Origin of the sequence: Pseudomonas sp. BC42, from assembly GCF_021560055.1 — a bacterium.
GTDB lineage: Bacteria > Pseudomonadota > Gammaproteobacteria > Pseudomonadales > Pseudomonadaceae > Aquipseudomonas.
On the sequence record NZ_CP091067.1, the window covers coordinates 4,462,428 to 4,488,537 of the forward strand.

Consider the following 26,110-nt stretch of genomic DNA (forward strand, 5'->3'; position numbering starts at 1 on the left):
CCTATTCCTTGTCCAGCTTGCCCACCAGCGACAGGGTGAAGTCCGCCCCCATGTACTTGAAATGCGGCCGCACGTTGAGGCTGACCCGGTACCAGCCCGGTTCGCCCTCGACGTCGCTGACGATGATCTGCGCCGCACGCAGCGGACGCCGGCCACGCACTTCGCTGCTGGGGTTCTCCTGGTCGGCCACGTACTGGCGGATCCACTTGTTGAGTTCCAGCTCCAGGTCGGTGCGTTCCTTCCAGGAGCCCAGCTGCTCGCGCTGCAGCACCTTCAGGTAATGGGCCAGGCGGTTGACGATCATCATGTAGGGCAGCTGGGTGCCGAGCTTGTAGTTGAGCTCCGCGGCCTTGCCCTCGGCGCTGATGCCGAAGAACTTGGGTTTCTGCACCGAACTGGCGGAGAAGAACGCGGCGTTGTCGCTGCCCTTGCGCATGGTCAGGGAGATGAAGCCCTCCTCCGCCAGCTCGTACTCGCGCCGGTCGGATACCAGGACCTCGGTGGGGATCTTGGTTTCGATCTCGCCCATGCTCTCGAAGTGGTGCAGGGGCAGGTCCTCCACCGCGCCGCCGCTCTGCGGGCCGATGATGTTCGGGCACCAGCGGAACTTGGCAAAGCTGTCGGTCAGGCGGGTGCCGAAGGCGTAGGCGGTGTTGCCCCACAGGTAGTCTTCGTGACTGTTGGCAACGTTTTCCTTGTAGACGAAGGATTTCACCGGGTTTTCTTCCGGATCGTAAGGATTGCGCAGCAGGAAACGCGGCAGGGTCAGGCCGATGTAGCGCGCATCCTCGGACTGGCGGAAGCTCTGCCACTTGGCAAATTGCGGGCCTTCGAAGTGGTCCTTCAGGTCCTTGAGGTCCGGCAGCCCGGTAAAGCTTTCCAGGCCGAAGAACTTCGGCCCCGCCGCGGCAATGAACGGCGCGTGGGACATGCAGGCCACGCTGGACACGTACTGCATCAGCTTCACGTCCGGCGAGCTGGGGGACATGAAGTAGTTGGCGATGATGGCCCCCACCGGCTGGCCACCGAACTGGCCGTATTCAGCGGTGTAGATGTGTTTGTAGAGGCCGGCCTGCATCACTTCCGGAGAGTCCTCGAAGTCGTCCAGCAGGTCCTGCTTGGAGACGTTGAGGATCTCGATCTTGATGTTCTCGCGGAAATTGGTCCGGTCCACCAGCAACTGCAGGCCACGCCAGGCCGACTCCAGCGACTGGAAGTCGGGATGGTGGAGGATCTCGTCCATCTGCTGGCTGAGCTTGGCGTCGATCTCGGCAATCATCCGATCGACCATGGCCTTCTTCACCGGCTCGCCGCTGTTCTGCGGTTTCAGCAACTCTTCGATAAAGGCCGAGACCCCGCGCTTGGCGATGTCATAGGCCTCGTCATCCGGGGTCAGGCGCGTCTCGGCGATGATGCTGTCGAGAATGCTGTATTCACTGCTGTCCTGGTGCTTCTGCTGTGCGGCACTGCTGCTCATGTTCTAGCTTCCTTGGCGGTTGAGGGCTCAGTCTTGCAGGGCGGGGGCGGCGTTCAGACCCAGTTCACCCAGGACCCGGTCCCGAGACTGGTCATCGGCCAGCACGCCTTCGATGGCTTTGCGAAAGGCCGGCGCGTTGCCCAGCGGCCCCTTGAGCGCCACCAGGGCGTCGCGCAGCTCCATGAGTTTCTTCAGCTCCGGAACCTGCTCCACCAGGCTTGCGGGATTGAAGTCCTTCATCGAATCAACCCGCAATTGCACCGCCAGCTCGTCGCTGCCGCCGTCGTCCTGCAGGCGATTGGGCACGCTCAGGGTCAGGCGCAGTTCCTGCTTGGCCAGGACCTCGTCAAAGGTCATCTTGTCGATGCTGATGGGTTTGCGATCCTCGACCTTGCGCTCGTCCAGGCGCTGGGTGTAATCGCCGATCGCCAGCAGTTTCAACGGCAGTTCGATCTCTTCCTGGGCGCCGCCGGTGGCGGGCTTGAACGTGACGTTGATCCGTTCCTTGGGGGCTACAGAGCCTTCTTTGGCCATGACACTTCTCCTTGGGTTGTTGGCCCTGGGGCCTATTCGAGTACCACCTCGAGATCGAGATGGCACAGCCTGCGATAAACCTCTTCCTTGCGTTCGCGCACCGCGTGGTTTTGCGGCAACAGCTCGCAGCAGTTGTGCAGCAGCTGCAGTACCTCCAGCGCCAGCTGCGGCTCCCAGGCCTGCAGGCCCGAGTGCTGCAGCTGCTGGTCGAGAGTCTCCAGCTGGGTCTTGGCCAGTTCGTACTTCTTGGCCGTGAAACACAGGCGCGCCAGGCTCAACTGCCAGAAGAACCGCACCCGCCCACCCTGGGCGTTCTGCAGTCCCTGCTTGAGCACCTGCACCGCGGCCTTGAGGCCGTCCTTGCGCAGGATCGGCAGCACCTCCTCCAGAGCCTCTTCCCAGGCCGGCAGCTGGCTGTCCGCTTCGACCTTGCGCGGCACGTCGGCACTTTGCAGATGGGGCAGGACCTGGGCGCTGACCCAGGCGCGGGTGGCCGGATCGGCAAAGGCCACGCCGTCATGGAAACGCAGCTCGATCAGCCCGGGCAGGCGTTGCAGCAGCAGGGCGAAATGGAACTCCACCTCGCGCATGGCCGACTCGGCATTGAGTTCCTGCAGGCACTCCCAGACCATGCGCTGACCGTCGAACCAGAACGGCGCCCGGGCCAGACTCGCCTCCAGCTCCACCAGCAGATCGGCGTACTGGCCCTGGGCGAAACGTTCCTGGTAGTGACGCAGCTTGTCCGCCGGCAGCCCGCGCAAGGCGGTGACCTGCTCGGCATTGCGCTCGGGCACCGCATCGATGGCCAGCCACATCAGAGTGCGATTGAGGCGCAAAGCCCGTTGATCAGTGGCCTTCTGCCGCAGCCACCAGGCGCACAGCGGCCGGGCGTTGTCCTGCTGGGCACGCAGGGCCTTGTGCGCATCCTTTTCGTTATCGATGGGTGAACCGGGGGTGAACAGCTGCGCCGCCGCCTGCTTGACCTGAGCCACCACGCTGCCCACGGCGCCGGGTTCCGGCTGCTGGTCCGCGGCCCGGGTGACCATGCCCTGCAGACGCCGGCAGATGGGCAGCAGCAAGGGCGCTTCGTCCCCCAGGTGCCCGGTCAGGATGCCGTCCAGCCCCTGGATCTGCTCCACCAGGCGGCGGAACAGCGGCAACTGCTCCTTGATCGGCACATCGTCGTCGAGGGCTTCCTGCAGGCGCGGCACCAGCCAGGCGACCGCCGCGGCACGGGTGCGCGGCTTGGCCGGATGCACCTGCTCCCAATGGTGTTCGCACAGGTGGCGCAACAGCCCCAGGCCCGCCAGCAGGCCTGGGAAAGACTCACGCTGATGCAGGGCCCAGGTCAGCCAGGCGGCGACCCGCAGATCCTTGGATTGATGACGCAACAGGGCTTCGCTTTGCTCCTGGACCTTCAGCCAGTCGATCTGACCGTTGGCATGCAGCGACTGGGCTTTGCCCAGCTCGTTTTCCAGGGCTTCGTACTCGTTGGAGAAGCGTACGTCTTCGCCGGCGAAACTGTGCTCGTGCACAGGGGACTGGGCGAGTTTGAGGTGATGGGAATACAACTTACGGGAGTAGCTCATGGCTGGCCACTTTCCATGCCCGCCACGCCGCTCAGACAAAAGCGCTGATTACGCTCTTTGAAGAAAAGTCTGACAAAGGTGGGAAACAAAGTGCGCACTGGAACTACCGGATATCCATTCAGGTGGCAAAACCCTAACGGAACACCCCAGGCAAAAATATAGGATTTTTCCTATATAGACTGATAAACCTCTAATACAAATATATTTAAGTTCTTATGCGCAACTTCTTGCACAGTTGTATTCGGATTTATGCAACAAGTGGTATTAATCGCGCCGCCCCGCCTGGCTCGCTCACCCCTGCCGCACCGAGCGCCGTCAATGGGCCGCCGACTTATCCGCGCTCAGCACTTTGCGCAATTGCAGGTAGATCACCCCATCGCCGTCGAATGCGAGTACTTCATTAGCGCTCAAAGTTTCACCGTCGCGCCCTTCATATTTGAGCCAGCCCTCATCCCACAACTGACCACTTTCATAACGCACCTGCACAAAGTAATAAGGCGGCTCGGCGCGGGTGATTTCAATGTAATGCCCACCATCGGCCGCGCCCTGCCACTGGGCATTGGGGTGCTCGGCCAGCCCACGGGCCGGCGCCTTGGTGAAGTCCATCAAGGCCACGTACAGTGCAATCAGCACCAGCGCCAGCCCGCCCATCGCCATCAGAAAACGCTTCAACCAGATCAATCCCTAATCTCCAGCACATGGCCCGTTCACCGGCGGCCCGGTCGGGCCGGGGGGCATTCTGTGCCCCTGCCGTGCAACAGCGCAATAAAAAGCCTCGGGCAACTTGCCAGGCGCTGCCGCTCCCTGCAGCCTTGTCGCCTGACCGGTCCATGGACCGCGCGCCCTTGCCCCTCGACAACGGAAACACCTGACATGCGCATCACCCTCACCGCCCTCCACAGCGACCCGTCGTCAGCATTGTGGGTCGACTTCAGCTGTGCTTTCGGTGAAGGCCGGGGCCAATGGCTGGGAGCCCCGCCCCAGGTTGCCCAGGAGCACGAGGTGGAGCTGAGTCTGGAGGATGAGTTCCGCTGGCAGCACAACCTGTGGGCCGGCACCGGGTCTGAGCCGCGAATGGCTCGGGACAAGGACGGACTGCACATCACCGGGCAATTGCTCCAGGTGGACGAGGACGGTGGCGCGGCCCTGGCCATGGGCGCCTCCATCGTCCTGCTGAGCGTGCAGGGACGCACCCCGCCACGGCCGGGATTCGTCAGCCTGCTGGCCCGTCAGGTGAGTCTGCAACCGCTGGCACTTTGAGCGTCGCTCGGGCGAAACCGAAGAAGGCGCAAGCAAGGAAGGATGAAGCAGGAACATCGCCGAGCGCGACAGGGAAAGGTGTCCGCCCAGTGCTCTGGCCTTGGCAATCCATGCACCGGTAAAGAGCCCTTGCACCGGGCGAACGCTTGGCATTCTAGTGCAACTACCCGGGAATGTCCGTGGGCCGAATCTGAATAAAACTGCAGCGATCGGCACTGCCACCCGCCGCGCCGGTGCGAGCCGGCCACCCTCAATAGCCGGTCATCTCCAGATAGCCGCTGCCGCCGTGGCTGCCCTCCAGCGTGACCGGCCCTTCCCAGTAGGGAATGCTCAGTTGCATCCAGGACTGGGGATTCAAGGCCCGGGTCCTGATGTCCAGCCCCTTGTCGGGAATGCTCAATTGCCAGGCGATCGGCAGGCGCCGTCCCTCGACCAGGGCAGTGTCCAGCGCCGTCATGCGGATCTGCTCCCGTCCCAGGCTCTGGGTGCTGCCGTCGGCATTGATCCAGGTGCCGGTGATATAGGGCGCGTGACCGTCCTGCCGGACCCGAAACAGCATCAGCCGCTCGCCGCTGTCCAGATGCAGGGAAAACCAGTCCCAACCGCTCTGGTCGGCCGCCAGGGGCTGGCTGCTCCACTCACGGTCGAGCCAGGCCGGGCCGCTGACCTCGTAACGCTGGCCATCGATCTGCAACTGGCCCGTGGCCTGGAAAAACGGCTGGCTGTAGTAATAGGACGCCTGCCCCTGATCGGATTTGCGGCTGTAGCCACCCTCGCCCTGCAGCACCAGGGGCCGGCTGCTGGACAGTTGCAACCGATAGGCAAACCCCGGTCCGCTGGCCTGCACCTGCATCCGTGCCAGGGGATTGTCGCCGCCGGACAGGCTGTCGAAGCGCCAGTCATCAATCCAGGCCTGGAACGGCTGCGCCGTGACCCCGGCCTGCCCCACCCCGCCCCGGGCATAACGCTCGGCGGCATGATGGCTGCTGGCCGAAGTGGCCGCCGCGTGCCCCAGCCAGACCAGCGGCGCACTCCAGCCGGGCTGCTCCGGCGCGGCGCGCAAGGCGCTGCGAAACAGCGTCCACTGCACACCGAAGCGTCGCCCCTCCGCGTCCTTGAGGTCGGCGGTGAGGTACCACCACTCGATGCGAAAACCGTCGTGGGGACCATGATCGGCAGGAAAGCTGAACCTGCGCCCCGGCAGCACCGGGGCGAAGGCCGCGGCCTCATTGCCCAGCCCGGCAAACCCCTGGGGCGCCGCGGCGTCCTGGTCGCAACCGGCCAAGGACAACACCAGCCACAGCGCAAGCAGGCCGCGGCACACGGGCTCAGTCTTCATGGGCAAAGCTCCTCAGCAGATCCGCCGGTTGCGCACGGTACAGGCGAAGCAGCGGCCAGGCCGAAGCCAGCAGGGTCGCCAGCATCGCCAGCCCCAGCAATTGCAGCAACTGCCCGGGAAACACCCGCAACGGCAGGCGCCAGCCAAAGGCCTGGACGTTGATCACGCTGTCCAGGCACCAGGCCAGGACGATGCCCAAGGGCAGCGCCAGGACCAGGGTGAGCAAGGCCAGCAGCCAGGTCTGGGCCAGGTTCAGCAGCAGCAACTGACGCCGCCCCACACCCAGGGCCCAGAGTGGCGCCAACTGGCCCAGGCGACTCTGGCTCTGGGTCAGCAGGCTGATGAACAACGCCACCCCGGACACCCCCAGGGTCAGGCTGTTGAGGGCCGCGGTGGCAGCAAAGGTGCGCTCGAAGACCTGTTGCGACCAGCCCTTGAGCCGGGCCTGATCGATGACCCGACTGTCATCCAGGTGAAATTGCCGTTGCATCTCGCCGATCAGCGCCGGCACCGCCGCTGGCGCAAGGCGCAGGTTGAAACGGTTTGGCGTCAGGTCCGGCCAGTGCCGCAGCAGGTGCTCGACGTTCACCAGCAGGTGCCCCCGGGGATTGCCGTAATCGGCGTAGATCCCCACCACCTGCGGTGCCCACTGCCCTTGCGGCACCGGCAGTTCCAGGCGATCGCCGACCCGCAGCCTGAGCCGCCGGGCCAACTGCTCGCTGAGCATCAGGCTGTCCTGGCTCGCCAATTGCGCCCAGGGATCGGCGCCCGCCGCCTCCAGCAACGGCCAGTGCTCACGGTAGCTGTCATGCTCGACCACCCCGTACAGGTCCGCCGGCCAGCCCTGGATCTGCAACGTCACTTGCCAGCTGGGCAACAGCGCCGTCACCTGGGGCTGCTGCGCCAGCCAGTCGCGCAGTTGCCGGGCCTGCTCGGGGGATTGCGGATTGACGTAGAGCTCGGCGCTCAAGCGCTGCTCCAGCCAGTCAGTGAAGGTCTGGCGAAAACCGGCGGTCATGCTGCCGGCGCCGATGTTCGCCGCCAGGGCCAGGAGCAAGGCCATCAAGGCCAGGCTCAGGGCTGGCAACTGCTGCCGGCAATCGGCGAGAAACCACTGCGCCAACACCCCGCGGCTGCGCCCCAGCAAACCGCCCAGCACCGCGTTGAGCAGCACCGGCAGGCCCAGGGCGGCCGCCAGCAGCAAGGCCGCCATCAGCACGAACCCACTGCCCAGACTGTCGCCCCAGCGCCACGCCAGCAGCGCCACCAGCAAGGCCAGGCAAGCGATCCAACCCTGGCGCCGCAACCAGCGAGCATGGGCCTGGTGCCAGGCCTGGGGATTGGCCAGGGCCAGCAGCGGCAGGCGCGCCGCCCGCAGCAGGCTGGCGCCACCGGCCAGCAAGGCGCCCAACAGACTCAGGCCGATACCGCTGAACCACCACCCGGGACTCAGGCTCAACTGCCCCGCCACTTGCGCGCCGTACAAGCCCCGCAGGCTGGCGGCCACGTCCGGCAGCAACACACCGGCCAGCAGGTAGCCGCTGACCACCCCCGCCACTCCGCCCAGCAACGCCAAGCCGCCCAGTTCGACGCTCAGGCAGAGGATCAGCACACGCGCACTGACCCCGCAGGCCCGCAAGGTGCGCAGCAAGCCACGCCGCTGTTCCAGGGCCAGGCCGATGGCGGCATGCACGATAAACAGCCCGACCACGAAGGACAGGAACCCCAGGGCATCCAGGTTCAGGTGAAAGCTCTCGGTCAGGCGCGCCAGATCGCTCTGTGCCTGCCCCTGGCGCAACACCAGTTGCCCCCTCAGGGCCTCGGGCAACGGCGGCGCGCTGGCGGCAAACGCCTTGGGCAGCAACAGCCGGCTCAACTGCCCGGGCTGGCCCAGCACCTGCTGGGCAAAGCCGATGTCCATCAACAACACGCCCGGGGCCATGTCCGCCTGCACCCGCAGCGGCGGCAAGCGCTGGCCGTTGAGTGCCGAGGGTTGCTCGCCCGGTTGCCAGCCCAGGCTGGCCAGGGTCTGCGGCGCCACCCAGGTCATCCCTGGCGGGCTGATGAATTCGACCCTCTGCTGCAGCGCCAGCGTCTGCCCGGCCACCGCAGCACCGGCAGGCAGCGACAACGGCTCGATGCCCAGCACTTGCAGGGACAGGTCGTCATGTCCCGGCACCTGCAGGCGCCCCTGCAGCACCGGCGACACCGGCCAGCCGGCACGACGCAGGTCGACGAACCACTGCTGGGCGACACTGGCTCCACTGGGGCTGCTCAGGCTGGCCTGGGGCTCGCCGCCGATCAGCTGGCTGGCCCGCGCATAACTGTCCCGGGCCTGACTGTTGAGGGCCAGCACGCCGGTCAACAGGCTGGTGGCCAGCCACAGCCCGGTGAGCACGCTGAAGAACTGCACCGGATGCTGGCGCCAATGACTCAGCAACGCCTGCAGGGCCGTCACCAAGACCCGCATCTCAACCCCCGACCGGGTCGGCCAGACGGCCGCGATGCAGCACCACCGTCTGTTGCAGGCGGCTGGCCACCCGCTGGCTGTGGGTGACCATCAACAGGCTGGTGGGGCTGTCGGCCAACAGTTCCAGGAGCAAATCCAGCACCTCGTCGCTGGTGGCCTCGTCGAGGCTGCCGGTGGGTTCGTCCGCCAGCAGCAACCCGGGTTTCGCCGCCAGGGCCCGGCCCAGGGCAACCCGTTGCTGCTGGCCGCCGGAGAGCTGCTCCGGATAGCGCCGCAGCAGGTCCCCCAGGCCCAGGCGCGCCACCAGCTGCGCCTGCCACAGCGGATCGAGGCGCCCGGCCAGGCGCGCCTGGAAGCTCAGGTTGTCTTCCACCCGCAGGCTGCTGATCAGGTTGAACTGCTGGAACACCAGGCCCACTTCAGTGCGTCGCCAGTCGGCGCGCTGGCCCTCGGTCATCTGCTCCAGGTGCTGCCCGCCGATGCGGATGCTGCCGGCGTCGACCCGGTCGAGCCCGGCGATCAGGTGCAGCAAGGTGCTCTTGCCACTGCCCGACTCGCCCATCAGCGCCAGGCTGCTGCCGTGCCGCAGCTGCAGGTCCACGCCCTGCAGCACCGCCAGCGGGCCCTGGGGCGTGGGGTAACTCTTGAAGACGCCTTGTACCTGCAGCATGGGCTGATTCGTCCGAGTAGAGAGGGAGCCAAGGATAGCCTGAGCAGCACCGCCCCTATCGGCCCGTGCCGGTGAAATATAGTATTGCGCCACTTTCTTCATGGCAGGACGCACAGATGAACTACACCCAGGCCCAATTGAAGTACCGACTGCAGATTGGCGCAGGCGCATTGATGTTCACCGGCGCACTGATCTCCACGCTGTTCTCCACCCTGAAAATGCTCCACTGGCGCCTGGACAGCTACACCGCCATGGCGAGCACCATCAACCGCCCGATTCAGCAGTTCACCCTGATGGTCTCGGAAAACACCCGGGCCCTGGACTGGTTCTGGGACAACAGCCCGACCCCCGACTTCCTGCGCCTGAGCAACGCCGCGCACTGGAAGTTCCTGCTGATCTACCTGCTGATCTTCGTCGGCGCCGCCCTGTTCGCCTCGGGCCGGACGCTGATGCGCAAGGTCGAGGCCGTGGAACCGCTGATCGAGGCCCAGCTCAACGCCCCGGTCGAGGACGGCGTGCCCGCCAGGACCCTGCAACAGCTGGAGGAGTCGACCCGGGTGGAGGCCGCGCCAGCGTTCTTCAGCCAGACCCGCCTGCTGGTGGTCTGGCCCCTGGGCGGCGCCGCGGTCTACCTGGGCCTACTGTGGATGCTGGGCATCATCTGAGCCCGTCGCCGGCTGATCGAGCAGCGCCTCGGCCACCGGGTACTTGACCAGCACCCGGTTGCGATACAGGCACTCCTGGCGCAGCAGCTGGGCGTCCTGGCCCTTGGTGCGAATGTCGCGCCAGATCTGGTTCTCGCGGTACACCCGGGTGCCCTCGCGCACAAAGCGATGGGCCCGCTGGTAGACGTGATAGCGATACTCCCGCGGCCGCTCGCAGAGCAGCTCGCCCTCCAGTTGCTGCGCGCCGACCAGCAGCTTGAGCTGCAAGGTCTGCGGCCCGGGGTTGTACAGCACCAGATCGATGTAGTTGTAGAAGATCGCCGCACCGGAACCGAAGGGCAGCACCCGGCCCTCGTCGGGGAACGGGTCGAAGCTGTGGTTGGCCCGCTCCACCACCTCAAGCGGCGAATGCAGCGCCATCCAGTGAATCAGGTTGCTCAGTTGGCAGATGCCACCGCCGATGCCGCTGCGGGCCTCGCCGAACGACAGCTCCATGCCTTCGACAAAACCGCGCCGGCGACTGGGTCGGCCCACCAGCTTGCAGAAGGAAAAATACTCGCCGGGGGCGATGCGCACGCCATCGATACAGGCCACCGCCAGCTTGAGGTTGATCACCTTGTTGTGCTGCAGCGCCAGGTCGGAGTCGCCCAGGGTGCGGATCAGTTTCGAGGTGTGCTTGATCAGCCGATGGGGCAAGCGCGGGCTGCCGGCCTCGGGCCGGGCGTAACGGCGCCCGGAACAGCGCCAGGCCAGGTGGCGCATCAGGCGCTTCTGGCGCACCCGCAGCCAGTACAGCAGCGGGTGATACGAGGACAGGGGTTTCATCGATGGGTCAACGGCGGCCCGGCGCGCTGGCGCAGGAGCCGGCTTCGTCCTTGAAAAAAAGAGCGGCATCTTAGCCGCAAGCCTGCCCCCATGCCAGAAGCCCCGCACCCGAGCGCCCCATCCTCGGATGCCCCATGGAACCGGCCCGGCCCTAGCCCAGCAACTGGCTGAGCACGGCCCGCAGCTTGCCCGGCTTCACCGGCTTGTTGAGCAACGGCGCGCCCAGTTGCTGCAAGGCCCGGCGACACTGGTCGCTGCGGTCGGCGGTAATGATCACCGCCGGCAGCGGCTGCTGGAAGTGCTCGCGCAACTGCTGCACCACCTGGCAGCCGGTGACCCCGTGATCCAGGTGAAAATCCGCCAGGATCAGCTCCGGCGCCCGGCCCTGAAGCACCGCCAGGGCGGCCGCCTGATCGGTGGCGGTGAGCACTTCGCAGCCCCACTGCCCGAGCAGCGCGGCCATGCTCTCAAGGATGCTCAGCTCGTTGTCCAGCACCAGCAGACGCCGCCCCGGCAGCGGGTTGCCGGTGCCCGGCTGCGGTGCCTGCAAACTGATGGGCAATGGCACCCGGTCCGCCAGGGGCACCTCGATGCTGAACCGCGAGCCCCGCCCCGGCCGCGACTGCACCTGCACCCGGTAGCCGAGGATCTTGGCGATGCGCTCGACGATCGCCAGCCCCAGGCCCACCCCTTTGCGGTCGGCGGCACGGCCCACGTCCAGCTGATTGAATTCGAGGAAGATCGATTCCAGGCGGTCGGCGGCAATGCCGCGCCCGGTGTCCCACACCTCCAGCCGCAGCTGATCGCCGCGACGCCGCGCCGCCAGCAGGATGCTGCCGCGCTCGGTGTAGCGGCAGGCATTGCTGAGGAAGTTGCGCAGAATCCGCGTCATCAGCCGCAGGTCGGTGAACAGGGCAAAGTCGCCAAAGCGCACCCGCAGCTCCAGGCCCGCCGCCTCGGCCACCGACTGGAACTCCGAGACCAGCGGCGCGAGCAACTCATCCAGGCGATAGACCGCAGGGTCCGGCTTGACCGCCGCCTGGTCGAGCTTGGAGATGTCCAGCAGATCGGTGAGCAGGTCCTCGGCGCCTTCCAGGGCCTGGTGGGTGCGCTCCACCAGCAGTTGCTCGGCCGCCGGCAGGCGCCGCTCGCGCAAGGTGGAGATCAGCAGGCGCGCGGCATTCAAGGGTTGCAGCAGGTCGTGGCTGGCGGCGGCCAGGTACTTGTCCTTGCTGCGATTGGCCGCCTCGGCGGCGTCCCGGGCCTCGCGCAGGTCGCGCTCGATGCGCTCGCGCCGGGCGATCTGCTGTTGCAGGTTGCGGTTGGCCTCCAGCAGCTCATCGGTGCGCGCCGCCACGCGCTGCTCCAACTGGTCGTTGAGCTGTTCCAGGCGCTGCTGGGCCAGCTTGCGTTCGGTGATGTCGGCGACAAAGCCTTCCACCAGCCCATCCTGATCCGGCTTGAGCAGCAGGTTCATCAGCACGTCGATGCTGCTGCCGTCCTTGCGCCGCAACTGGGTTTCATAACCCAACAGGCTGCGCTGGCGCTGCAGCTGCTCGCCGATGGCGGCCAGTTCCGCGGCACCGCCCACGAACAGATTGCCCGCCAGGTCGGCCAGGGAGAACAGCACTTCCTGCGGGTCCTGATAGCCCAGCATGCGCGCCAGGGCCGGGTTGGCCGCGCGCAGGCCGGCCTGCAGGCTGGCCTGGAAGATCCCGTGCACCGCATGCTCGAACAGCCACTTGTAGCGGTTGCGCTCGGTTTCCAGGTCTTCCAGGCGCGCCGCCAGTTCCGGGTAGTGACTCTTGCGCGCCGAGTGATTGCCCAGCCCCAAAAGCCCCGCCAGGGCCCGTTGCTGTTCGTCAGAGGGCCTCGCCATACACCACCTCGACATCACGCTGGCTGGATTCGCGAGGGTTGGTGAGGATGCACGGATCGTCCATCGCATGCTGCGAGAGGAACGGAATGTCGCTGCTGCTGACCCCATGCAGGCTCAGGGTTTCGTGGAAACCGATGGCGTGCTTGAGGGCGATCAGGTGCTCCACCAGGCGCCCGCAGATCTGCCGCTGGTTGAGCCCGCGACAGTCGATGCCGAAGGTCTCGGCAATCACCTTGAAGCGCTCCGGCGCCGAGCTGTAGTTGAAGGCCACCACATGCTCCACCAGCACCGCGTTGCACAGCCCGTGAGGCAGGTCGAGAAAGCCTCCCAGGCTGTGGGACATGGCGTGCACCGCGCCGAGAATCGCGTTGGAGAACGCCAGCCCGGCCTGCATGCTGCCGAGCATGATCTGCTCGCGCAGGGCGATGTCGCCGGGGTTGGCGATCATCTGCACCAGGTTGCCGTTGATCAGGCGCATGGCTTCCAGGGCATGGGGATCGGTGAGCGGCCCGTGACCGGTGGAAACAAAGGCCTCGATGGCATGCACCAGGGCGTCGATACCGGTGCAGGCGGAGAGGAACGGGTCCATGCCCAGGGTGGTTTCCGGGTCGATCAGCGACACATCCGGCACCACCGCCTTGCTGACGATGGAGAACTTCATCCGCTCCTGCTGGTTGGAGATGATCACGAACTGCGAGACGTCCGCCGAGGTGCCGGCGGTGGTGGGAATCATGATCAAGGGCGGGCTCGGCACGCGGATCATGTCCACCCCTTCGAACTCCAGGATGCTGCGCCCGTGGGCCACCACGATGCCGATGCCCTTGCCGCAGTCCATGGGGCTGCCGCCGCCGACGGCGACGATCACATCGCAGGCGTTTTCGCGGTAGACCTCGGCGCCCTGCATCACCTCCTCCACCCGCGGGTTGGGCGACACCTGGCTGTACAGGCAATAGTCGACACCCTGGGCCTGGAGACTGGCCTCGACATCGGCGACCCAACCGGCGGCGATCACCCCGGGGTCGCTGACCACTAGGACCTTGCGCGCGCCGAAGGTCTTCGCATAGTTGCCGACGTTATGCCGGCAACCGGCACCAAAGATGATTTCCGGAGACACGAACTTGCGCAGCAGACTGAGATTCTGGCTCATGACGGAAGCCTGTTTTCTTATTGTTCTGAAAGGAGAACGCCAGCCTAAAGCATCCGTTGCTGAAAGCAATCCGACCATCGGCGGACTTCGCAGCCTCGCAGGCCCTGTAGCCGCTGCCGCAGGCTGCGAACGGCACGAAGGGCCGCAGCGCTCTTGAGGCCGCTGCGGGTTTGGCGGGTGATCGCCAGGCAAGGTCCTGCGGACCTTTGCTCAGCTTCGCCGTGGCTCAGCAGCGGCTAAAGGGCTACAGGGCCAGTATCGATCCGAGGGTGTAGCCGCTGCCGCAGGCTGCGAACGGCACGAAGGGCCGCGGCGCCCTTGAGACCGCTGCGGGTTTGGCGGGTGATCGCCAGGCAAGGCCCTGCGGACCTTTGCGCAGCTTCGCCGTGGCTCAGCAGCGGCTACAGGGCTACAGGGCCAGTGCCGATCCGAGGCTGGTGTAGCCGCTGCCGCAGGCTGCGAACGGCACGAAGGGCCGCAGCGCTCTTGAGACCGCTGCGGGTTTGGCCGGTGATCGCCAGGCAAGGTCCTGCGGACCTTTGCGCAGCTTCGCCGTGGCTCAGCAGCGGCTACAGGGCCGGTGCCGATCCGAGGCTGGTGTAGCCGCTGCCGCAGGCTGCGAACGGCACGAAGGGCCGCAGCGCTCTTGAGGCCGCTGCGGGTTTGGCGGGTGATCGCCAGGCAAGGCCCTGCGGGCCTTTGCGCAGCTTCGCAGGCTCGGCAGCGGCTACAGGGCTACAGGGCTACAGGACCAGTATCGATCCGAGGTTGGTGTAGCCGCTGCCGCAGGCTGCGAACGGCACGAAGGGCCGCAGCGTTCTTGAGGCCGCTGCGGGTGTGGCGGGTGATCGCCAGGCAAGGCCCTGCGGGCCTTTGCGCAGCCTCGCAGGCTCGGCAGCGGCTACAGGGACCGGGTGGCGTCAGAGGTGGATGTCCAGGCCGTCATGCGCCACTTCGATGCCGCGGCGGGTCAGTTCGGCGCGCTCGGCGGAGTCTTCGTCGAGGATCGGGTTGGTGTTGTTGATGTGGATCAGCACCTTGCGCGCCCGGGGAAAGCGCTCCAGCACCTCGAGCATGCCGCCGGGGCCGCTTTGCGCCAGGTGGCCCATCTCGCTGCCCAGTTTGTCGCCGACGCCACAGACGCGCATTTCATCGTCGCGCCACAGGGTGCCGTCCACCAGCAGGCAGTCGGCGCGGTCCATCCATTCCAGCAGGGCCTCATCCACCTGCCCCAGCCCCGGGGCATAGAACAGGCTGGCGCCGCTGCGCCGGTCCTCGATGAACAGGCCGATGTTGTCCCCCGGGTGCGGGTTGCCACGGTGGGGCGAATACGGCGGCGCGCTGCTGCGCAGGGCAATGGCCCGCAAGGCGAGGTCCGGGCAAGCCGGCAGGCTGAATTCGCGGCCATCGAGGTGGATGGGCTGCCACTGCAAGCCGCCGTTCCAGTGGCTGAGCATGTTGAACAGGGGGAAGCCGCTGCACAGGTCCTGATGGACCATCTCGGTGCACCAGACCTGATGCGGGCAGCCTTCGCGCAGGCTGAGCAGGCCGGTGCAGTGGTCGATCTGGCTGTCCAGCAGGATCACCCCGGCCAGGGCGGTGTCGCGCAAGTGCCGGGCCGGTTGCAGCACCGGGAAGGACTCCAGCTGTGCGCGAATGTCCGGCGAGGCGTTGCACAGGATCCAGTCGTTGCCGTGGTCGCTCAAGGCGATGGACGACTGGGTACGGCGCTGGGCGCGCAGGCTGCCGTCGCGCACCCCGGCGCAGTTGCGGCAGTTGCAGTTCCACTGCGGAAAACCGCCGCCCGCCGCGGAACCGAGAATGCGGATATGCATGACGTGCTCCTGAAGGGCAAAAGACTCCGGCCAACACCAGGAGCGGCCGGAGCGGGACGGCTCAGCGGTTGGCGAAGTACATGGTCACTTCAAAGCCGATGCGCAGGTCGGTGTACGCGGGTTTATGCCACATGGGGTCAATCCTCTTGTTGTGCCGGACGATTCCGGTAGAGGCATTAATGCACGGGGCGCGCGGCGGCCGAATGCTACTTTGGGACGAGCCGGCGGGGTGCGTTGGTAGGGGCTGGGCGCACGTGTAGCCGCTGCCGCAGGCTGCGAACGGCACGAAGGGCCGCAGCGTTCTTGAGGCCGCTGCGGGTTTGGCGGGAGATCGTCAAGCAAGGCCCTGCGGGCCTTTGCGCAGCCTCGCCGGGGCTCGGCAGCGGCTACAGGGCCGGTGTCGATCCGAGGTTGGTGTAGCCGCTGCCGCAGGCTGCGAACGGCACGAAGGGCCGCAGCGTTCTTGAGGCCGGCGCGGGTTTGGCGGGCGATCGTCAGGCAAGGCCCTGCGGGCCTTTGCGCAGCCTCGCCGGGGCTCAGCAGCGGCTACAGGGCCGGTGTCGATCCGAGGTTGGTGTAGCCGCTGCCGCAGGCTGCGAACGGCACGAAGGGCCGCTGCGTTTTTGAGGCCGCTGCGGGTTTGGCGGGGGATCGCCAGGCAAGGCCCTGCGGGCCTTTGCGCAGCCTCGCCGGGGCTCGGCAGCGGCTACAGGATGGCGCAAGTTGAGGGGATCGGGGTCTCTAAAAAAAACGGCGCGACGTCCACCCAAGACGTCGCGCCGTTGCCACACAAAGCGGGGCAGCACCCAACTACCCCGCCCTTTCTTGCCCTTAGAAGAAGCCCAGGGGGTTGATGTCGTAGCTCACCAGCAGGTTCTTGGTCTGCTGGTAGTGGTCGAGCATCATTTTGTGAGTCTCGCGGCCCACGCCGGATTTCTTGTAGCCACCGAACGCGGCATGCGCCGGGTACAGGTGGTAGCAGTTGGTCCACACCCGACCGGCCTTGATCGCCCGGCCCATGCGGTAGGCGCGGTTGATGTCGCGGGTCCACAGCCCGGCGCCCAGGCCGAACTCGCTGTCGTTGGCAATCGCCAGGGCTTCGGCTTCGTCCTTGAAGGTGGTCACGCCCACCACCGGGCCGAAGATTTCTTCCTGGAACACGCGCATCTTGTTGTGGCCCTTGAGCAGGGTCGGCTGGATGTAATAGCCGCTGGACAGGTCGCCTTCCAGGCGCTCGGCGGCGCCACCGGTGAGCAGCTCGGCGCCCTCCTCCTGGGCGATCTGCAGGTAGGAGAGAATCTTCTCGTACTGCTGCTGCGATGCCTGGGCGCCGACCATGGTCTCGGTGTCCAGCGGGTTGCCGCGCTTGATCTTGACGATCTTCTTCATCACTTCGGCCATGAACGGCTCGTAGATCGACTCCTGCACCAGGGCGCGGGACGGGCAGGTGCAGACTTCACCCTGGTTGAAGAACGCCAGCACCAGGCCTTCGGCGGCCTTTTCGATGAACTTGGGTTCGGCCTGCATGATGTCTTCGAAGAAGATGTTCGGCGACTTGCCGCCCAGTTCCACGGTGGACGGAATGATGTTCTCGGCGGCGCATTTCATGATGTGCGAGCCCACCGGGGTCGAGCCGGTGAAGGCGATCTTGGCGATGCGCTTGCTGGTGGCCAGGGCCTCGCCGGCTTCGCGGCCGAAACCCTGGACGATGTTCAGCACACCGGCCGGCAGCAGGTCGGCGATCAGCTCGGCGAAGATCATGATCGACAGCGGGGTCTGCTCGGCGGGCTTGAGCACCACGCAGTTGCCGGCGGCCAGGGCCGGGGCCAGTTTCCAGGCGGCCATCAGCAGCGGGAAGTTCCACGGGATGATCTGCCCGACCACGCCCAAAGGTTCGTGGAAATGGTAGGCAGTGGTCAGTTCGTTGATCTCCGCGGCGCCGCCTTCCTGGGCACGGATGCACCCGGCGAAGTAACGGAAGTGGTCGGCGGCCAGGGGCACGTCGGCGTTGAGGGTTTCGCGCACCGCCTTGCCGTTGTCCCAGGTCTCGCTGACCGCGAGGATCTCCAGGTTCTGCTCGATGCGGTCGGCGATCTTCAGCAGCACCAGCGAACGGTCCTGGGCGCTGGTCTTGCCCCAGGCATCGGCGGCGGCATGGGCGGCGTCCAGGGCCTTGTCGATATCGGCGGCGCTGGAACGGGGGAATTCGGCGATCACTTCGCCGTTCACCGGCGAGGTGTTGGTGAAGTACTGGCCTTCCACCGGCGGCACGAACTGGCCGCCGATGAAATTGCCGTAGCGTGGCTTGAAGGACACGACGGCGCCTGGGGTTCCGGGTTGTGCGTAGATCATGCTGAGCCTCTGCTGGTCGAGGCCTGTCCGACGACAGGCGATGGACCGATGGTAGAGAGCCTCGGGTGCCGGACGAATGCATCGTTGGCAGGGGGGGCTCTCGTCATTTGGTCGTAGGTTGATTGCCCAGTGCGGGAGCCGGCTTGCCGATGAAGGCGCTCTTGCGGGCCTCTTCGCCAGCAAGCTGGCTCCTACGGTCGGCAGGGATATCCCGGGGCTTGTAGGAGCCGGCTTGCCGGCGAAAGCGGTCGTGCGGGCGCCTTCGCCAGCAAGCTGGCTCCTACGATTAGCGTTTGCTCACCAGGTCCTTGGGCAGCTTGAAGGTCCAGAGCATGCCGCCCTGGTTGAAGTCCTTGACCCGCTTGGCCACTTCGCCGCCCCACAGCGGCACCGCGCCGCCCCAGCCGGAGAGCACCGAGACGTACTGCTCGCCGTCCATTTCCCAGGTCACGGGCGAGCCCAGGACTCCGGAGCCGGTCTGGAATTCCCAGACCTTCTCGCCGGTCTTGGCGTTGAACGCCTGGAGGAAACCTTCAGGCGTGCCGGTGAACACCAGGTTGCCCTTGGTGGTCAGCACCCCGCCCCACAGCGGCGCGAAGTTCTTGTGGCGCCAGACTTCCTTGCCGCTGATGGGGTCGATGGCCCGCAGCACGCCGATGTAGTCCTCGTTCAGCGGCTTGATGGTGAAGCCCGCGCCGAGGAACGCCGCGCCCTTCTTGTAGGCGATGCCTTCGTTCCAGATGTCCATGCCCCACTCGTTGGACGGCACATAGAACAACCCGGTGTCGCGGTTGTAGGCCATGGGCATCCAGTTCTTGGCGCCGAGGAAGGCCGGGGCGACGAACACCGAACTGCCCTTGGCTTCGCTGCCCGGGGCGCCGGGACGGCTGGCCTCGTTGTAGATCGGCCGGCCGTTCTTATCCAGGCCGGTGGCCCAGGTGATCTTGTCGACAAAGGGGAAGCCACGGATGAACTTGCCGTTGGTGCGATCGAGCACGTAGAAGAAGCCGTTGCGGTCGGCGGTGGCGGCGGCCTTGATCTCCTTGCCGCCCTCCTTGTAGTTGAAGGAGATCAGCTCGTTGACGCCGTCGAAGTCCCAGCCGTCGTGGGGGGTGCTCTGGAAGTGCCACTTGATGGTGCCGTCGTCCGGGTTCAGGGCCAGGCGCGACGAGGAATACAGGTTGTCGCCAGGGCGCAGGTGGGAGTTCCACGGCGCCGGGTTGCCGGTGCCGAACAGCAGCAGGTTGGTTTCCGGGTCGTAGTAGCCGCCGAGCCACGGCGCCGCGCCGCCGGTCTTCCACAGATCGCCCGGCCAGGTCTTGCCCGCCTCGCCGCCGGAAATGCCGTTCTCGATGGCCTTGCCGTCCTTGTACACATAGCCCATGTGGCCTTCCACGGTGGGGCGCATCCACAGCAGCTCGCCGTTTTTCGGGTCGTAGGCCTGGATCTTGCCGACCACCCCGAACTCGCCGCCGGCGACCCCGGTGATCAGCTTGCCGTTGACGATCATCGGCGCCGCGCTGATGGAGTAACCCTCCTTGTGGTCGGCGACCTTCTTGCTCCACACCACCTTGCCGGTGTCCTTGTTCAGGGCCACCAGCTTGGCGTCCAGGGTGCCGAAGAACACCAGGTCGCCGTACAGCGCCACGCCGCGGTTGATCACGTCGCAGCACGGGCGGATGTCATCCGGCAGGCGCGCATCGTACTGCCAGAGCTTCTTGCCGGTGCGCGCATCCACCGCGAACACCCGCGAGTAGGAGCCGGTCATGTACATCACCCCGTCCTTGATCAGCGGCTGGGCCTGCTGGCCGCGCTGCTTCTCGCCGCCGAAGGAGAAGGCCCAGACCGGCCGCAGCTCCTTGACGTTATCGACGTTGAGCAGGTCCAGCGGGCTGTAGCGCTGGCCCTGGACACCCAGGCCGTTGGTGACGATCTGCTGCGGGTTCTTCGGGTCCTGGAGGATCTCTTCATCGGTGACGGCGGCCAGGGCCGCGCTGGACAGCAGCATGGCGCTGAGCACCAGGCTCACGGCGAAAAAGGGACGACGTGGGGGTTGGGTCATGACGGCTACCTCGGCGGTTATTGTTGTTCCCGGGAAATTTTCCCGGTCTGCCGGGAATTCTTGGTCCCGGCCTGTTTGCCAACAATTGCCCGCAGTGCGGAGTTTTCTAGTTCCTTGGTACTGGAGGGGCAGAGGCAAGCTTCAAGCAACAAGCGGCAAGCAGGCGCCATGCCCCCGCACCGTAGGAGCTGGCTTGCCAGCGAAGGGGCCCGCAAGATCGCCTTCGCCGGCAAGCCGGCTCCTACAAGGCTCCACGCGATGTACCTGCCTCCCGTAGGAGCTGGCTTGCCAGCGAAGAAGCCCGCAAGATCGCCTTCGCCGGCAAGCCGGCTCCTACAAGGCTCCACGCGATGTACCTGCCTCCCGTAGGAGCTGGCTTGCCAGCGAAGAGGCCCGCAAGATCGCCTTCGCCGGTAAGCCGGCTCCTACAAGGCTCCAAGCGGTGTGCCCGCCTAACGTAGGAGCTGGCTTGCCAGCGAAGAAGCCCGCAAGACCGCCTTCGCCGGCAAGCCCCCACAAGATCCCTCATGTAGATGTGGCGAGGGAGCTTGCTCCCGCTGGGTGGCGCAGCCGCCCCAATGGCGGCCACCCCGTTCTTGCTGATAGATCACGGATTCAGGTCTGGCGACCGCTGCGCGGTCGAGCGGGAGCAAGCTCCCTCGCCACAAGGGTCAGTGATCGTCGATACGCTGCAGGCGCTGGCGCTCGTAACGCGGGTACAGGTGGCTGACGCTACGGATCAGCTCGTAGCGGGTCAGGCTGATGCTGGCAAAACGCTCGGGGATCGGGCGGCGGATCATCTCCGCCATGTCGTCGCCTTGGGCGGCGCCGTCGCGCATCAACCCGTCCAGCCAGCCCAGGTAGTCACGCATCTGGGCAAAGGGCCGGGCATCCGTCGCCACCGGGCCATGGCCTGGAACGATCAGCTTCCACGGCAGGGCCTGCAAGGTGTCCAGGTCCTTGAGCCAGACACCGAGCCCCGGGCTGTTGGGGGTGGTCAGCGCGCGCTCGTAGAACACCAGGTCACCGGCAAACAGCACCCCGGTGTTCTCATCGAGAATCGCCAGGTCGGCACCGGTGTGCCCACTCAAACTGAGCAGGCGCAAGCGATGCCCGCCCACCTCAAGCACCCCGGGCTCCAGCACCCGGGTCGGCAGCACCACCTCGGTGCCGCGCATCCAGTCGCCGACCATGCGGTACAGGTTCTCGGCCATGGCGTCCCCCTGCTGGCGCAGCAGGTCGGCTGTGCCGGCCAGGGCGCCGATGGGCACATCGCCAAAGGCCTGGTTGCCCAGCACATGGTCGGGATGATGGTGGGTCAACAGCAGCTGGATCACCGGCTTGTCGGTGGTGGCGGCAATCGCCCGGCGCAAGGCTTCGCCGTAGCGTTTCGACGGCCCGCTGTCGATCACCACCACCCCGCTGTCGGTGACGATGAACCCGGTGTTGACGATGTTGCCGCCGTTGGCCTTGGCGAAATTGTCGGTGCTGCCTTCCAGCAGCCAGGTGTCCGCGGCGATCTGCCGGGGCTTGAGTTGATAGTCCAGGTCGGCCCGGGCCGGCAGGCCCAGGCATAGCAGCAACAGCAGGATCCAACGCATGGTGCGCCTCGGCTCGGGTGGGTCAAAGGATGCGCTCAGGGCAGCTTGGCCTCGAACTGGTTGCCGCTGTTGTCGCGCAACAGCAAGCGGGTCTGCCCCGTCCCCTGGATGTCGAACCCCAGGTTGGGGTTTTCGCTGACCGCCGGGAACAGTTCGAGGCTGGCCAGAAGCTGATCGTTCGGGTCGCGCAGTTCGGCGTGGTTGAGAAAGAACTCGGGGATGCCGCTGACCAGGCCGTTGTCCATCGGGTGAGACACTTGCAGGCGCAGACGGCTGGCATCACCCCGCGGGTAACGCCCGCCCAGCACCTCGCCGATGTGCTCTTCCCAGCCCGGCTGGGTGCGCACCACGCTGGGGGCGGTGCAGCCGCCACCGGCGGCATCGATCAGGGTCGAGCCCACGTGCCACAGGCCGTCGCGGGTCTGCACCGCGGCGCGCAGCGGCGTGGCCTGCTCGATGCGGATGCGGATCGACAGCCAGGGCAGCACCCGCTCCCCCGGCACGAAATCGACAATGCGCGGCAAGGGGTTGAGCTCGGCCCAGGCAAGGATGCGCACCACGTCGCCGCTGAAGGCCCGGGCGTCGATCTCCAGCGGCACCTGCCGCGCATCCTCGGCAAAGGGCGGCGCCAGCAGCTTGACCCGGTCATCGAAGACGAACGCGGCATCGCCCAGCAATTGCTTGTGGTAGAAGGCCCACATCACCGAGGGCACCGGGTCCGCGCCCGGGGCCTGGGGATCGGCGGCCAGCGCCGGGGTCGCCAAGGGCAGCCAGCACGCCAGCAGACAGGTCGCTCGCCAGTTCATCGCAGCTCCTATTGATACATCTCCGGGACCTCGTAACGCAGGCCATAACGGGCGTACAGCGCCTGCAGGCGACCGTCGCGGATCAGCCCTTCCAGGGCCTCCTCCACGGCATAGGCCAGCTGGCGGTTGCTTTCATGCACCGCCATGCCGATCTCCCACACCTGCTTGCCCATGTTCGGGTAGGCGTTCTCCGCCAGGGCCAGCTGCGGGTCGGCGGCCTTATGCAACTGCCAGTCGATCTCGCCGCGCATGGCCATCACCGCGTCCACCTGCCCGGCCCGCAAGGCACCGAAGGCCTGCTGCACGCTGGGGTAATGATGGGTCTTGGCACTGAGCATGCCGTTGAACACCGAGGTCAGGTAGAACGAGGGCACGCTGTCCACCTCGACCCCGATCGGGTGCTCCTGGAACACCGCGACACTGGCCACCGAGTCCAGCCGGCGGCGGTCGAATGCCACCTGCCAGCGCTCCTCCTGATAGGGGCCGAACATCACCACGTGGTCGTTGGCCAGCTCCCCCAGTTCATTGCGCTTTTGCGCGTAGTCGTGGTCGTAGGGCACGCGCATCATCAGGTCGGCCAACTGCTGGTGGCGCAACGGGCTGCCGCGCCAGATGTAATCCCGCAAGTCGTCGTCGAGCTTCTCCCCGGGGGGCGCCCAGATCAGTTGCAGGCGCACCCCCAGGGCCTCGGCCAGGGCTTGCGCCAGCTCGACGTCGACGCCCCGGGGCTGGCCCTGGTCCTCGAAGCTGTAGGGGGCAAAATCCTGGTACACCGCCACCTTCAGCTCACCGGAGGCGATCATCGTGTCGTAGTTGCGCACCCCGGCCTGCGCCGCCGCGCAGCACAGCAGCAAGCCACTGAGAAACAGCGCCAGGCGGCCCATGGCAATCACTCCTCGACGCGCACGCTGTCCAGGTAGGTGCGCACCGCCCACAGGGCTTCCTGGCTCAGGTAGTCGGCCATCTTCGGCATGTACACCCGGCCATCGCGCACCGCGCCGTGGCGCACCCGCTCGACGAACCATTCATCCCCGGCTTCACCGGCATCGAGCATGCGCAAATCCGGCGCAATGCCGCCGGACTTGGCTTCCAGGCCATGGCAGGCGGCGCAGTTCTGGTTGTAGGCCGAGGCGCCGATTTCCACCGCCTTGTCGTGCTCGGGCGAGGTGCGGTACGGGTTGACCGAAGCCCAGCCGTCGCCATCGACGCTCACCCCGGCGTCCTTGATCGGCGTCAGGCCCTTGGTTTCCACCGCCTGGGGCACCACGTTGCCATGAGCCCATACAGCACCGGTGGCCAAGGCACCGGTCAGCAGCCCTACCGCGAGCAAGGCGTTGCGTTTTGTTGTCATTGTTATGCCCTCAAGATTGCACGCAAGACCTCGCTACAGAGGCCATGGCGCCATCTTAGGAACAGCCGGCGGACGGCCGTATGCTGCTTTGGTGGTCGCGCCCTACTCCCTTGGTAGTAGGGCTTGTGGCGCGGGCCTAAATCAGGTGCCGCCCGGGAACTATTCCCGGCAAGGGCGGGACTTTTTCCGTATCTCAACACCCGCCCCGGGGCAGACCCTAGTCAGGCCAAAACCTCCACTGGGAACTGCAACCATGACAATAAGATCGCTACCCGCCCTTTCCCCCCTGAGCCTTGCCGTCCAGGCCCTGCTGCTGGCCGGCAGCCTGTCCCTGGGCACGGCGGCCACAGCGGCCACCGCCCCGGCGGCACCTGCCAGCAAGAACGTCACCTGGGAAGACATCGCCAACGACCACCTGACCACCCAGGACGTGCTGCAGTACGGCATGGGCACCAACGCCCAGCGCTGGAGCCCCCTGGCCCAGGTCAACGACAAGAACGTGTTCAAGCTGACCCCGGCCTGGTCCTACTCCTTCGGCGACGAGAAGCAGCGCGGCCAGGAATCCCAGGCCATCGTCAGCGACGGCGTGGTCTACGTCACCGGCTCCTACTCGCGGGTGTTCGCCCTCGACGCCAAGACCGGCAAGCGCCTGTGGACCTACAACCACCGCCTGCCGGACAACATTCGCCCGTGCTGCGACGTGGTCAACCGCGGCGCGGCGATCTACGGCGACAAGATCTACTTCGGCACCCTCGACGCCCGGGTCATCGCCCTGGACAAGAACACCGGCAAGGTGGTGTGGAACAAGAAGTTCGGCGACCACAGCGCGGGCTACACCATGACCGGCGCCCCGGTGCTGATCAAGGACAAGACCAGCGGCAAGGTGCTGCTGATCCACGGCAGCTCCGGCGATGAATTCGGCGTGGTCGGCCAGCTGTTCGCCCGCGACCCGGAGACCGGCGAAGAGGTGTGGATGCGGCCCTTCGTCGAAGGCCACATGGGCCGCCTGAACGGCAAGGACAGCACCCCCACCGGCGACGTCAAGGCACCGTCCTGGCCCGATGACAAGACCACCGAAACCGGCAAGGTCGAAGCCTGGAGCCACGGCGGCGGCGCCCCTTGGCAGAGCGCCAGCTTCGATGCCGAAACCAACACCATCATCGTCGGCGCCGGCAACCCCGGGCCGTGGAACACCTGGGCGCGCACCGCCAAGGACGGCAATCCCCACGACTACGACAGCCTGTACACCTCGGGCCAGGTCGGCGTCGACCCGAGCACCGGCGAAGTGAAATGGTTCTACCAGCACACGCCGAACGATGCCTGGGACTTCTCCGGCAACAACGAACTGGTGCTGTTCGACTACAAGGGCAAGGACGGCAAAGTGGTCAAGGCCACCGGCCACGCCGACCGCAACGGCTTCTTCTACGTGGTGGACCGCAACAACGGCAAACTGCAGAACGCCTTCCCCTTCGTCGACAACATCACCTGGGCCAGCCACATCGACCTCAAGACCGGCCGCCCCGTAGAGAATCCCGGCCAGCGTCCGGCCAAGCCGCTGCCAGGTGAAACCAAGGGCAAGCCGGTGGAAGTCTCGCCGCCGTTCCTGGGGGGCAAGAACTGGAACCCCATGGCCTACAGCCAGGACACCGGGCTGTTCTACATCCCCGGCAACCAGTGGAAGGAGGAGTACTGGACCGAGGAAGTGAACTACAAGAAAGGCTCGGCCTACCTGGGGATGGGCTTCCGTATCAAGCGCATGTACGACGACCACGTCGGCACCCTGCGCGCCATGGACCCGACCACCGGCAAGCTGGTGTGGGAACACAAGGAACACCTGCCACTGTGGGCCGGCGTCCTGGCGACCAAGGGCAACCTGGTGTTCACCGGCACCGGCGACGGCTTCTTCAAGGCCTTCGACGCCAAGACCGGCAAGGAGCTGTGGAAATTCCAGACCGGCAGCGGCATCGTCTCGCCGCCCATCACCTGGGAACAGGACGGCGAGCAGTACATCGGCGTGACCGTGGGCTACGGCGGCGCGGTGCCGCTGTGGGGTGGCGACATGGCCGAACTGACCAAGCCGGTGGCCCAAGGCGGTTCGTTCTGGGTGTTCAAGATCCCGAGCTGGGATAACAAGACCGCCCAGCGCTGACCGACTGGTGGCGAGGGCGCTGGCGCCCGCTGGGCCGCGCAGCGGCTCCGAACCCTGCCCACGCGATAGCTCAGGCCTACCGCGTGGGCCGGGTTCACG

21 protein-coding genes are annotated in these 26,110 nt (G+C 66.2%); 3 read left to right on the forward strand and 18 right to left on the reverse strand.

The genetic code is table 11. The features are described from left to right. Position 1: 1 nt before the first annotated feature. The 4 genes from tssC to L1O02_RS19945 all read right to left on the reverse strand — a co-directional run bounded on the left by tssC (position 2) and on the right by L1O02_RS19945 (position 4,281). Positions 2–1,477: a type VI secretion system contractile sheath large subunit gene (gene tssC, locus L1O02_RS19930; protein ID WP_016965107.1), complete on the reverse strand. Its 1,476-nt coding sequence runs from the start codon at positions 1,475–1,477 to the stop codon at positions 2–4. Between the two features lie 27 nt (positions 1,478–1,504). Beyond that, the gene (gene tssB, locus L1O02_RS19935; protein WP_016965108.1) at positions 1,505–2,011 is read right to left on the reverse strand and encodes a type VI secretion system contractile sheath small subunit; all 507 of its coding nucleotides are present in this window, start codon (positions 2,009–2,011) and stop codon (positions 1,505–1,507) included. 32 nt (positions 2,012–2,043) lie between these two features. Further along, complete coding sequence (tssA, locus tag L1O02_RS19940) at positions 2,044–3,600, reverse strand: type VI secretion system protein TssA (RefSeq protein WP_108542710.1); 1,557 nt, start codon at positions 3,598–3,600, stop codon at positions 2,044–2,046. A 315-nt stretch (positions 3,601–3,915) separates the two neighbouring features. After that, the gene (locus L1O02_RS19945) at positions 3,916–4,281 is read right to left on the reverse strand and encodes a hypothetical protein (protein WP_060838533.1); all 366 of its coding nucleotides are present in this window, start codon (positions 4,279–4,281) and stop codon (positions 3,916–3,918) included. Between the two features lie 192 nt (positions 4,282–4,473). Between L1O02_RS19945 and L1O02_RS19950 the strand changes: the two genes are divergently transcribed. Continuing rightward, positions 4,474–4,860: a hypothetical protein gene (locus L1O02_RS19950; RefSeq protein WP_108542709.1), complete on the forward strand. Its 387-nt coding sequence runs from the start codon at positions 4,474–4,476 to the stop codon at positions 4,858–4,860. Between the two features lie 250 nt (positions 4,861–5,110). Here the strand turns inward: L1O02_RS19950 and L1O02_RS19955 are convergent, their stop codons facing one another. The 3 genes from L1O02_RS19955 to L1O02_RS19965 are packed head-to-tail and all read right to left on the reverse strand — an operon-like array spanning position 5,111 to position 9,339. After that, a complete protein-coding gene (locus tag L1O02_RS19955; RefSeq protein ID WP_060838531.1) occupies positions 5,111–6,199 on the reverse strand; it encodes a lipocalin-like domain-containing protein in 1,089 nt (362 codons plus the stop codon). Beyond that, positions 6,189–8,669, reverse strand: a complete 2,481-nt coding sequence (locus tag L1O02_RS19960; protein ID WP_060843080.1) for an FtsX-like permease family protein — start codon at positions 8,667–8,669, stop codon at positions 6,189–6,191. Before L1O02_RS19960 ends, L1O02_RS19955 begins: the two co-directional genes overlap by 11 nt. A 1-nt stretch (position 8,670) precedes the next feature. After that, positions 8,671–9,339 carry an ABC transporter ATP-binding protein gene (locus tag L1O02_RS19965; RefSeq protein WP_060838529.1) on the reverse strand — a complete coding sequence of 223 codons (669 nt, stop codon included), beginning with the start codon at positions 9,337–9,339 and terminating at the stop codon, positions 8,671–8,673. A 116-nt stretch (positions 9,340–9,455) separates the two neighbouring features. Between L1O02_RS19965 and L1O02_RS19970 the strand changes: the two genes are divergently transcribed. After that, on the forward strand, positions 9,456–10,004 hold the full coding sequence (locus L1O02_RS19970) for a YniB family protein (protein ID WP_108542708.1): 549 nt from the start codon (positions 9,456–9,458) through the stop codon (positions 10,002–10,004). Here L1O02_RS19970 and L1O02_RS19975 read toward each other — a convergent pair. The 11 genes from L1O02_RS19975 to pedF form a co-directional block, all read right to left on the reverse strand. Beyond that, the gene (locus L1O02_RS19975; RefSeq protein ID WP_108542707.1) at positions 9,978–10,829 is read right to left on the reverse strand and encodes a VanW family protein; all 852 of its coding nucleotides are present in this window, start codon (positions 10,827–10,829) and stop codon (positions 9,978–9,980) included. The two genes, L1O02_RS19970 and L1O02_RS19975, sit on opposite strands and share 27 nt — an antisense overlap. A gap of 151 nt (positions 10,830–10,980) precedes the next feature. Next, on the reverse strand, positions 10,981–12,708 hold the full coding sequence (locus tag L1O02_RS19980) for a NahK/ErcS family hybrid sensor histidine kinase/response regulator (RefSeq protein WP_060838526.1): 1,728 nt from the start codon (positions 12,706–12,708) through the stop codon (positions 10,981–10,983). Then, entirely contained in the window at positions 12,692–13,855 is a 1,164-nt protein-coding gene (gene ercA / locus L1O02_RS19985; protein WP_060838525.1) for an alcohol dehydrogenase-like regulatory protein ErcA, read from the reverse strand. Before ercA ends, L1O02_RS19980 begins: the two co-directional genes overlap by 17 nt. 920 nt (positions 13,856–14,775) lie before the next feature. Further along, complete coding sequence (gene pqqB, locus L1O02_RS19990; RefSeq protein ID WP_108542706.1) at positions 14,776–15,690, reverse strand: pyrroloquinoline quinone biosynthesis protein PqqB; 915 nt, start codon at positions 15,688–15,690, stop codon at positions 14,776–14,778. 61 nt (positions 15,691–15,751) lie between these two features. Continuing rightward, positions 15,752–15,823 carry a pyrroloquinoline quinone precursor peptide PqqA gene (pqqA, locus tag L1O02_RS19995; protein ID WP_011060521.1) on the reverse strand — a complete coding sequence of 24 codons (72 nt, stop codon included), beginning with the start codon at positions 15,821–15,823 and terminating at the stop codon, positions 15,752–15,754. A 698-nt stretch (positions 15,824–16,521) separates the two neighbouring features. Beyond that, positions 16,522–18,042: an aldehyde dehydrogenase family protein gene (locus tag L1O02_RS20000; RefSeq protein WP_060838523.1), complete on the reverse strand. Its 1,521-nt coding sequence runs from the start codon at positions 18,040–18,042 to the stop codon at positions 16,522–16,524. A 286-nt stretch (positions 18,043–18,328) separates the two neighbouring features. Further along, a complete protein-coding gene (gene pedH / locus L1O02_RS20005) occupies positions 18,329–20,104 on the reverse strand; it encodes a PQQ-dependent alcohol dehydrogenase PedH (RefSeq protein WP_016967314.1) in 1,776 nt (591 codons plus the stop codon). 671 nt (positions 20,105–20,775) lie between these two features. Next, positions 20,776–21,705 (reverse strand): quinoprotein relay system zinc metallohydrolase 1, encoded by a 930-nt coding sequence (locus L1O02_RS20010; RefSeq protein WP_235758567.1) that lies wholly within the window; start codon positions 21,703–21,705, stop codon positions 20,776–20,778. Positions 21,706–21,740: 35 nt separating this feature from the next. Continuing rightward, positions 21,741–22,511, reverse strand: coding sequence for a quinoprotein dehydrogenase-associated SoxYZ-like carrier (locus L1O02_RS20015; protein ID WP_060838521.1), 771 nt, complete (start codon positions 22,509–22,511; stop codon positions 21,741–21,743). A gap of 8 nt (positions 22,512–22,519) precedes the next feature. Beyond that, complete coding sequence (locus L1O02_RS20020; RefSeq protein WP_108542704.1) at positions 22,520–23,395, reverse strand: transporter substrate-binding domain-containing protein; 876 nt, start codon at positions 23,393–23,395, stop codon at positions 22,520–22,522. Between the two features lie 5 nt (positions 23,396–23,400). Then, complete coding sequence (gene pedF, locus L1O02_RS20025) at positions 23,401–23,862, reverse strand: cytochrome c-550 PedF (protein WP_016967318.1); 462 nt, start codon at positions 23,860–23,862, stop codon at positions 23,401–23,403. A 253-nt stretch (positions 23,863–24,115) separates the two neighbouring features. Between pedF and exaA the strand changes: the two genes are divergently transcribed. Continuing rightward, a complete protein-coding gene (gene exaA, locus L1O02_RS20030; RefSeq protein WP_108542703.1) occupies positions 24,116–26,011 on the forward strand; it encodes a quinoprotein ethanol dehydrogenase in 1,896 nt (631 codons plus the stop codon). Positions 26,012–26,110 lie beyond the last annotated feature (99 nt).

Excerpts from the sequence above, each read along its gene's own strand:
- tssC (WP_016965107.1), bottom strand. The coding sequence starts at position 1,477 with ATGAGCAGCAGTGCCGCACAGCAGAAGCACCAGGACAGCAGTGAATAC.
- tssB (WP_016965108.1), bottom strand. The coding sequence starts at position 2,011 with ATGGCCAAAGAAGGCTCTGTAGCCCCCAAGGAACGGATCAACGTCACG.
- tssA (WP_108542710.1), bottom strand. The coding sequence starts at position 3,600 with ATGAGCTACTCCCGTAAGTTGTATTCCCATCACCTCAAACTCGCCCAG.
- L1O02_RS19950 (WP_108542709.1), top strand. The coding sequence starts at position 4,474 with ATGCGCATCACCCTCACCGCCCTCCACAGCGACCCGTCGTCAGCATTG.
- L1O02_RS19955 (WP_060838531.1), bottom strand. The coding sequence starts at position 6,199 with ATGAAGACTGAGCCCGTGTGCCGCGGCCTGCTTGCGCTGTGGCTGGTG.
- L1O02_RS19960 (WP_060843080.1), bottom strand. The coding sequence starts at position 8,669 with ATGCGGGTCTTGGTGACGGCCCTGCAGGCGTTGCTGAGTCATTGGCGC.
- L1O02_RS19965 (WP_060838529.1), bottom strand. The coding sequence starts at position 9,339 with ATGCTGCAGGTACAAGGCGTCTTCAAGAGTTACCCCACGCCCCAGGGC.
- L1O02_RS19970 (WP_108542708.1), top strand. The coding sequence starts at position 9,456 with ATGAACTACACCCAGGCCCAATTGAAGTACCGACTGCAGATTGGCGCA.
- L1O02_RS19975 (WP_108542707.1), bottom strand. The coding sequence starts at position 10,829 with ATGAAACCCCTGTCCTCGTATCACCCGCTGCTGTACTGGCTGCGGGTG.
- L1O02_RS19980 (WP_060838526.1), bottom strand. The coding sequence starts at position 12,708 with ATGGCGAGGCCCTCTGACGAACAGCAACGGGCCCTGGCGGGGCTTTTG.
- ercA (WP_060838525.1), bottom strand. The coding sequence starts at position 13,855 with ATGAGCCAGAATCTCAGTCTGCTGCGCAAGTTCGTGTCTCCGGAAATC.
- pqqB (WP_108542706.1), bottom strand. The coding sequence starts at position 15,690 with ATGCATATCCGCATTCTCGGTTCCGCGGCGGGCGGCGGTTTTCCGCAG.
- L1O02_RS20000 (WP_060838523.1), bottom strand. The coding sequence starts at position 18,042 with ATGATCTACGCACAACCCGGAACCCCAGGCGCCGTCGTGTCCTTCAAG.
- pedH (WP_016967314.1), bottom strand. The coding sequence starts at position 20,104 with ATGACCCAACCCCCACGTCGTCCCTTTTTCGCCGTGAGCCTGGTGCTC.
- L1O02_RS20010 (WP_235758567.1), bottom strand. The coding sequence starts at position 21,705 with ATGCGTTGGATCCTGCTGTTGCTGCTATGCCTGGGCCTGCCGGCCCGG.
- L1O02_RS20015 (WP_060838521.1), bottom strand. The coding sequence starts at position 22,511 with ATGAACTGGCGAGCGACCTGTCTGCTGGCGTGCTGGCTGCCCTTGGCG.
- L1O02_RS20020 (WP_108542704.1), bottom strand. The coding sequence starts at position 23,395 with ATGGGCCGCCTGGCGCTGTTTCTCAGTGGCTTGCTGCTGTGCTGCGCG.
- pedF (WP_016967318.1), bottom strand. The coding sequence starts at position 23,862 with ATGACAACAAAACGCAACGCCTTGCTCGCGGTAGGGCTGCTGACCGGT.
- exaA (WP_108542703.1), top strand. The coding sequence starts at position 24,116 with ATGACAATAAGATCGCTACCCGCCCTTTCCCCCCTGAGCCTTGCCGTC.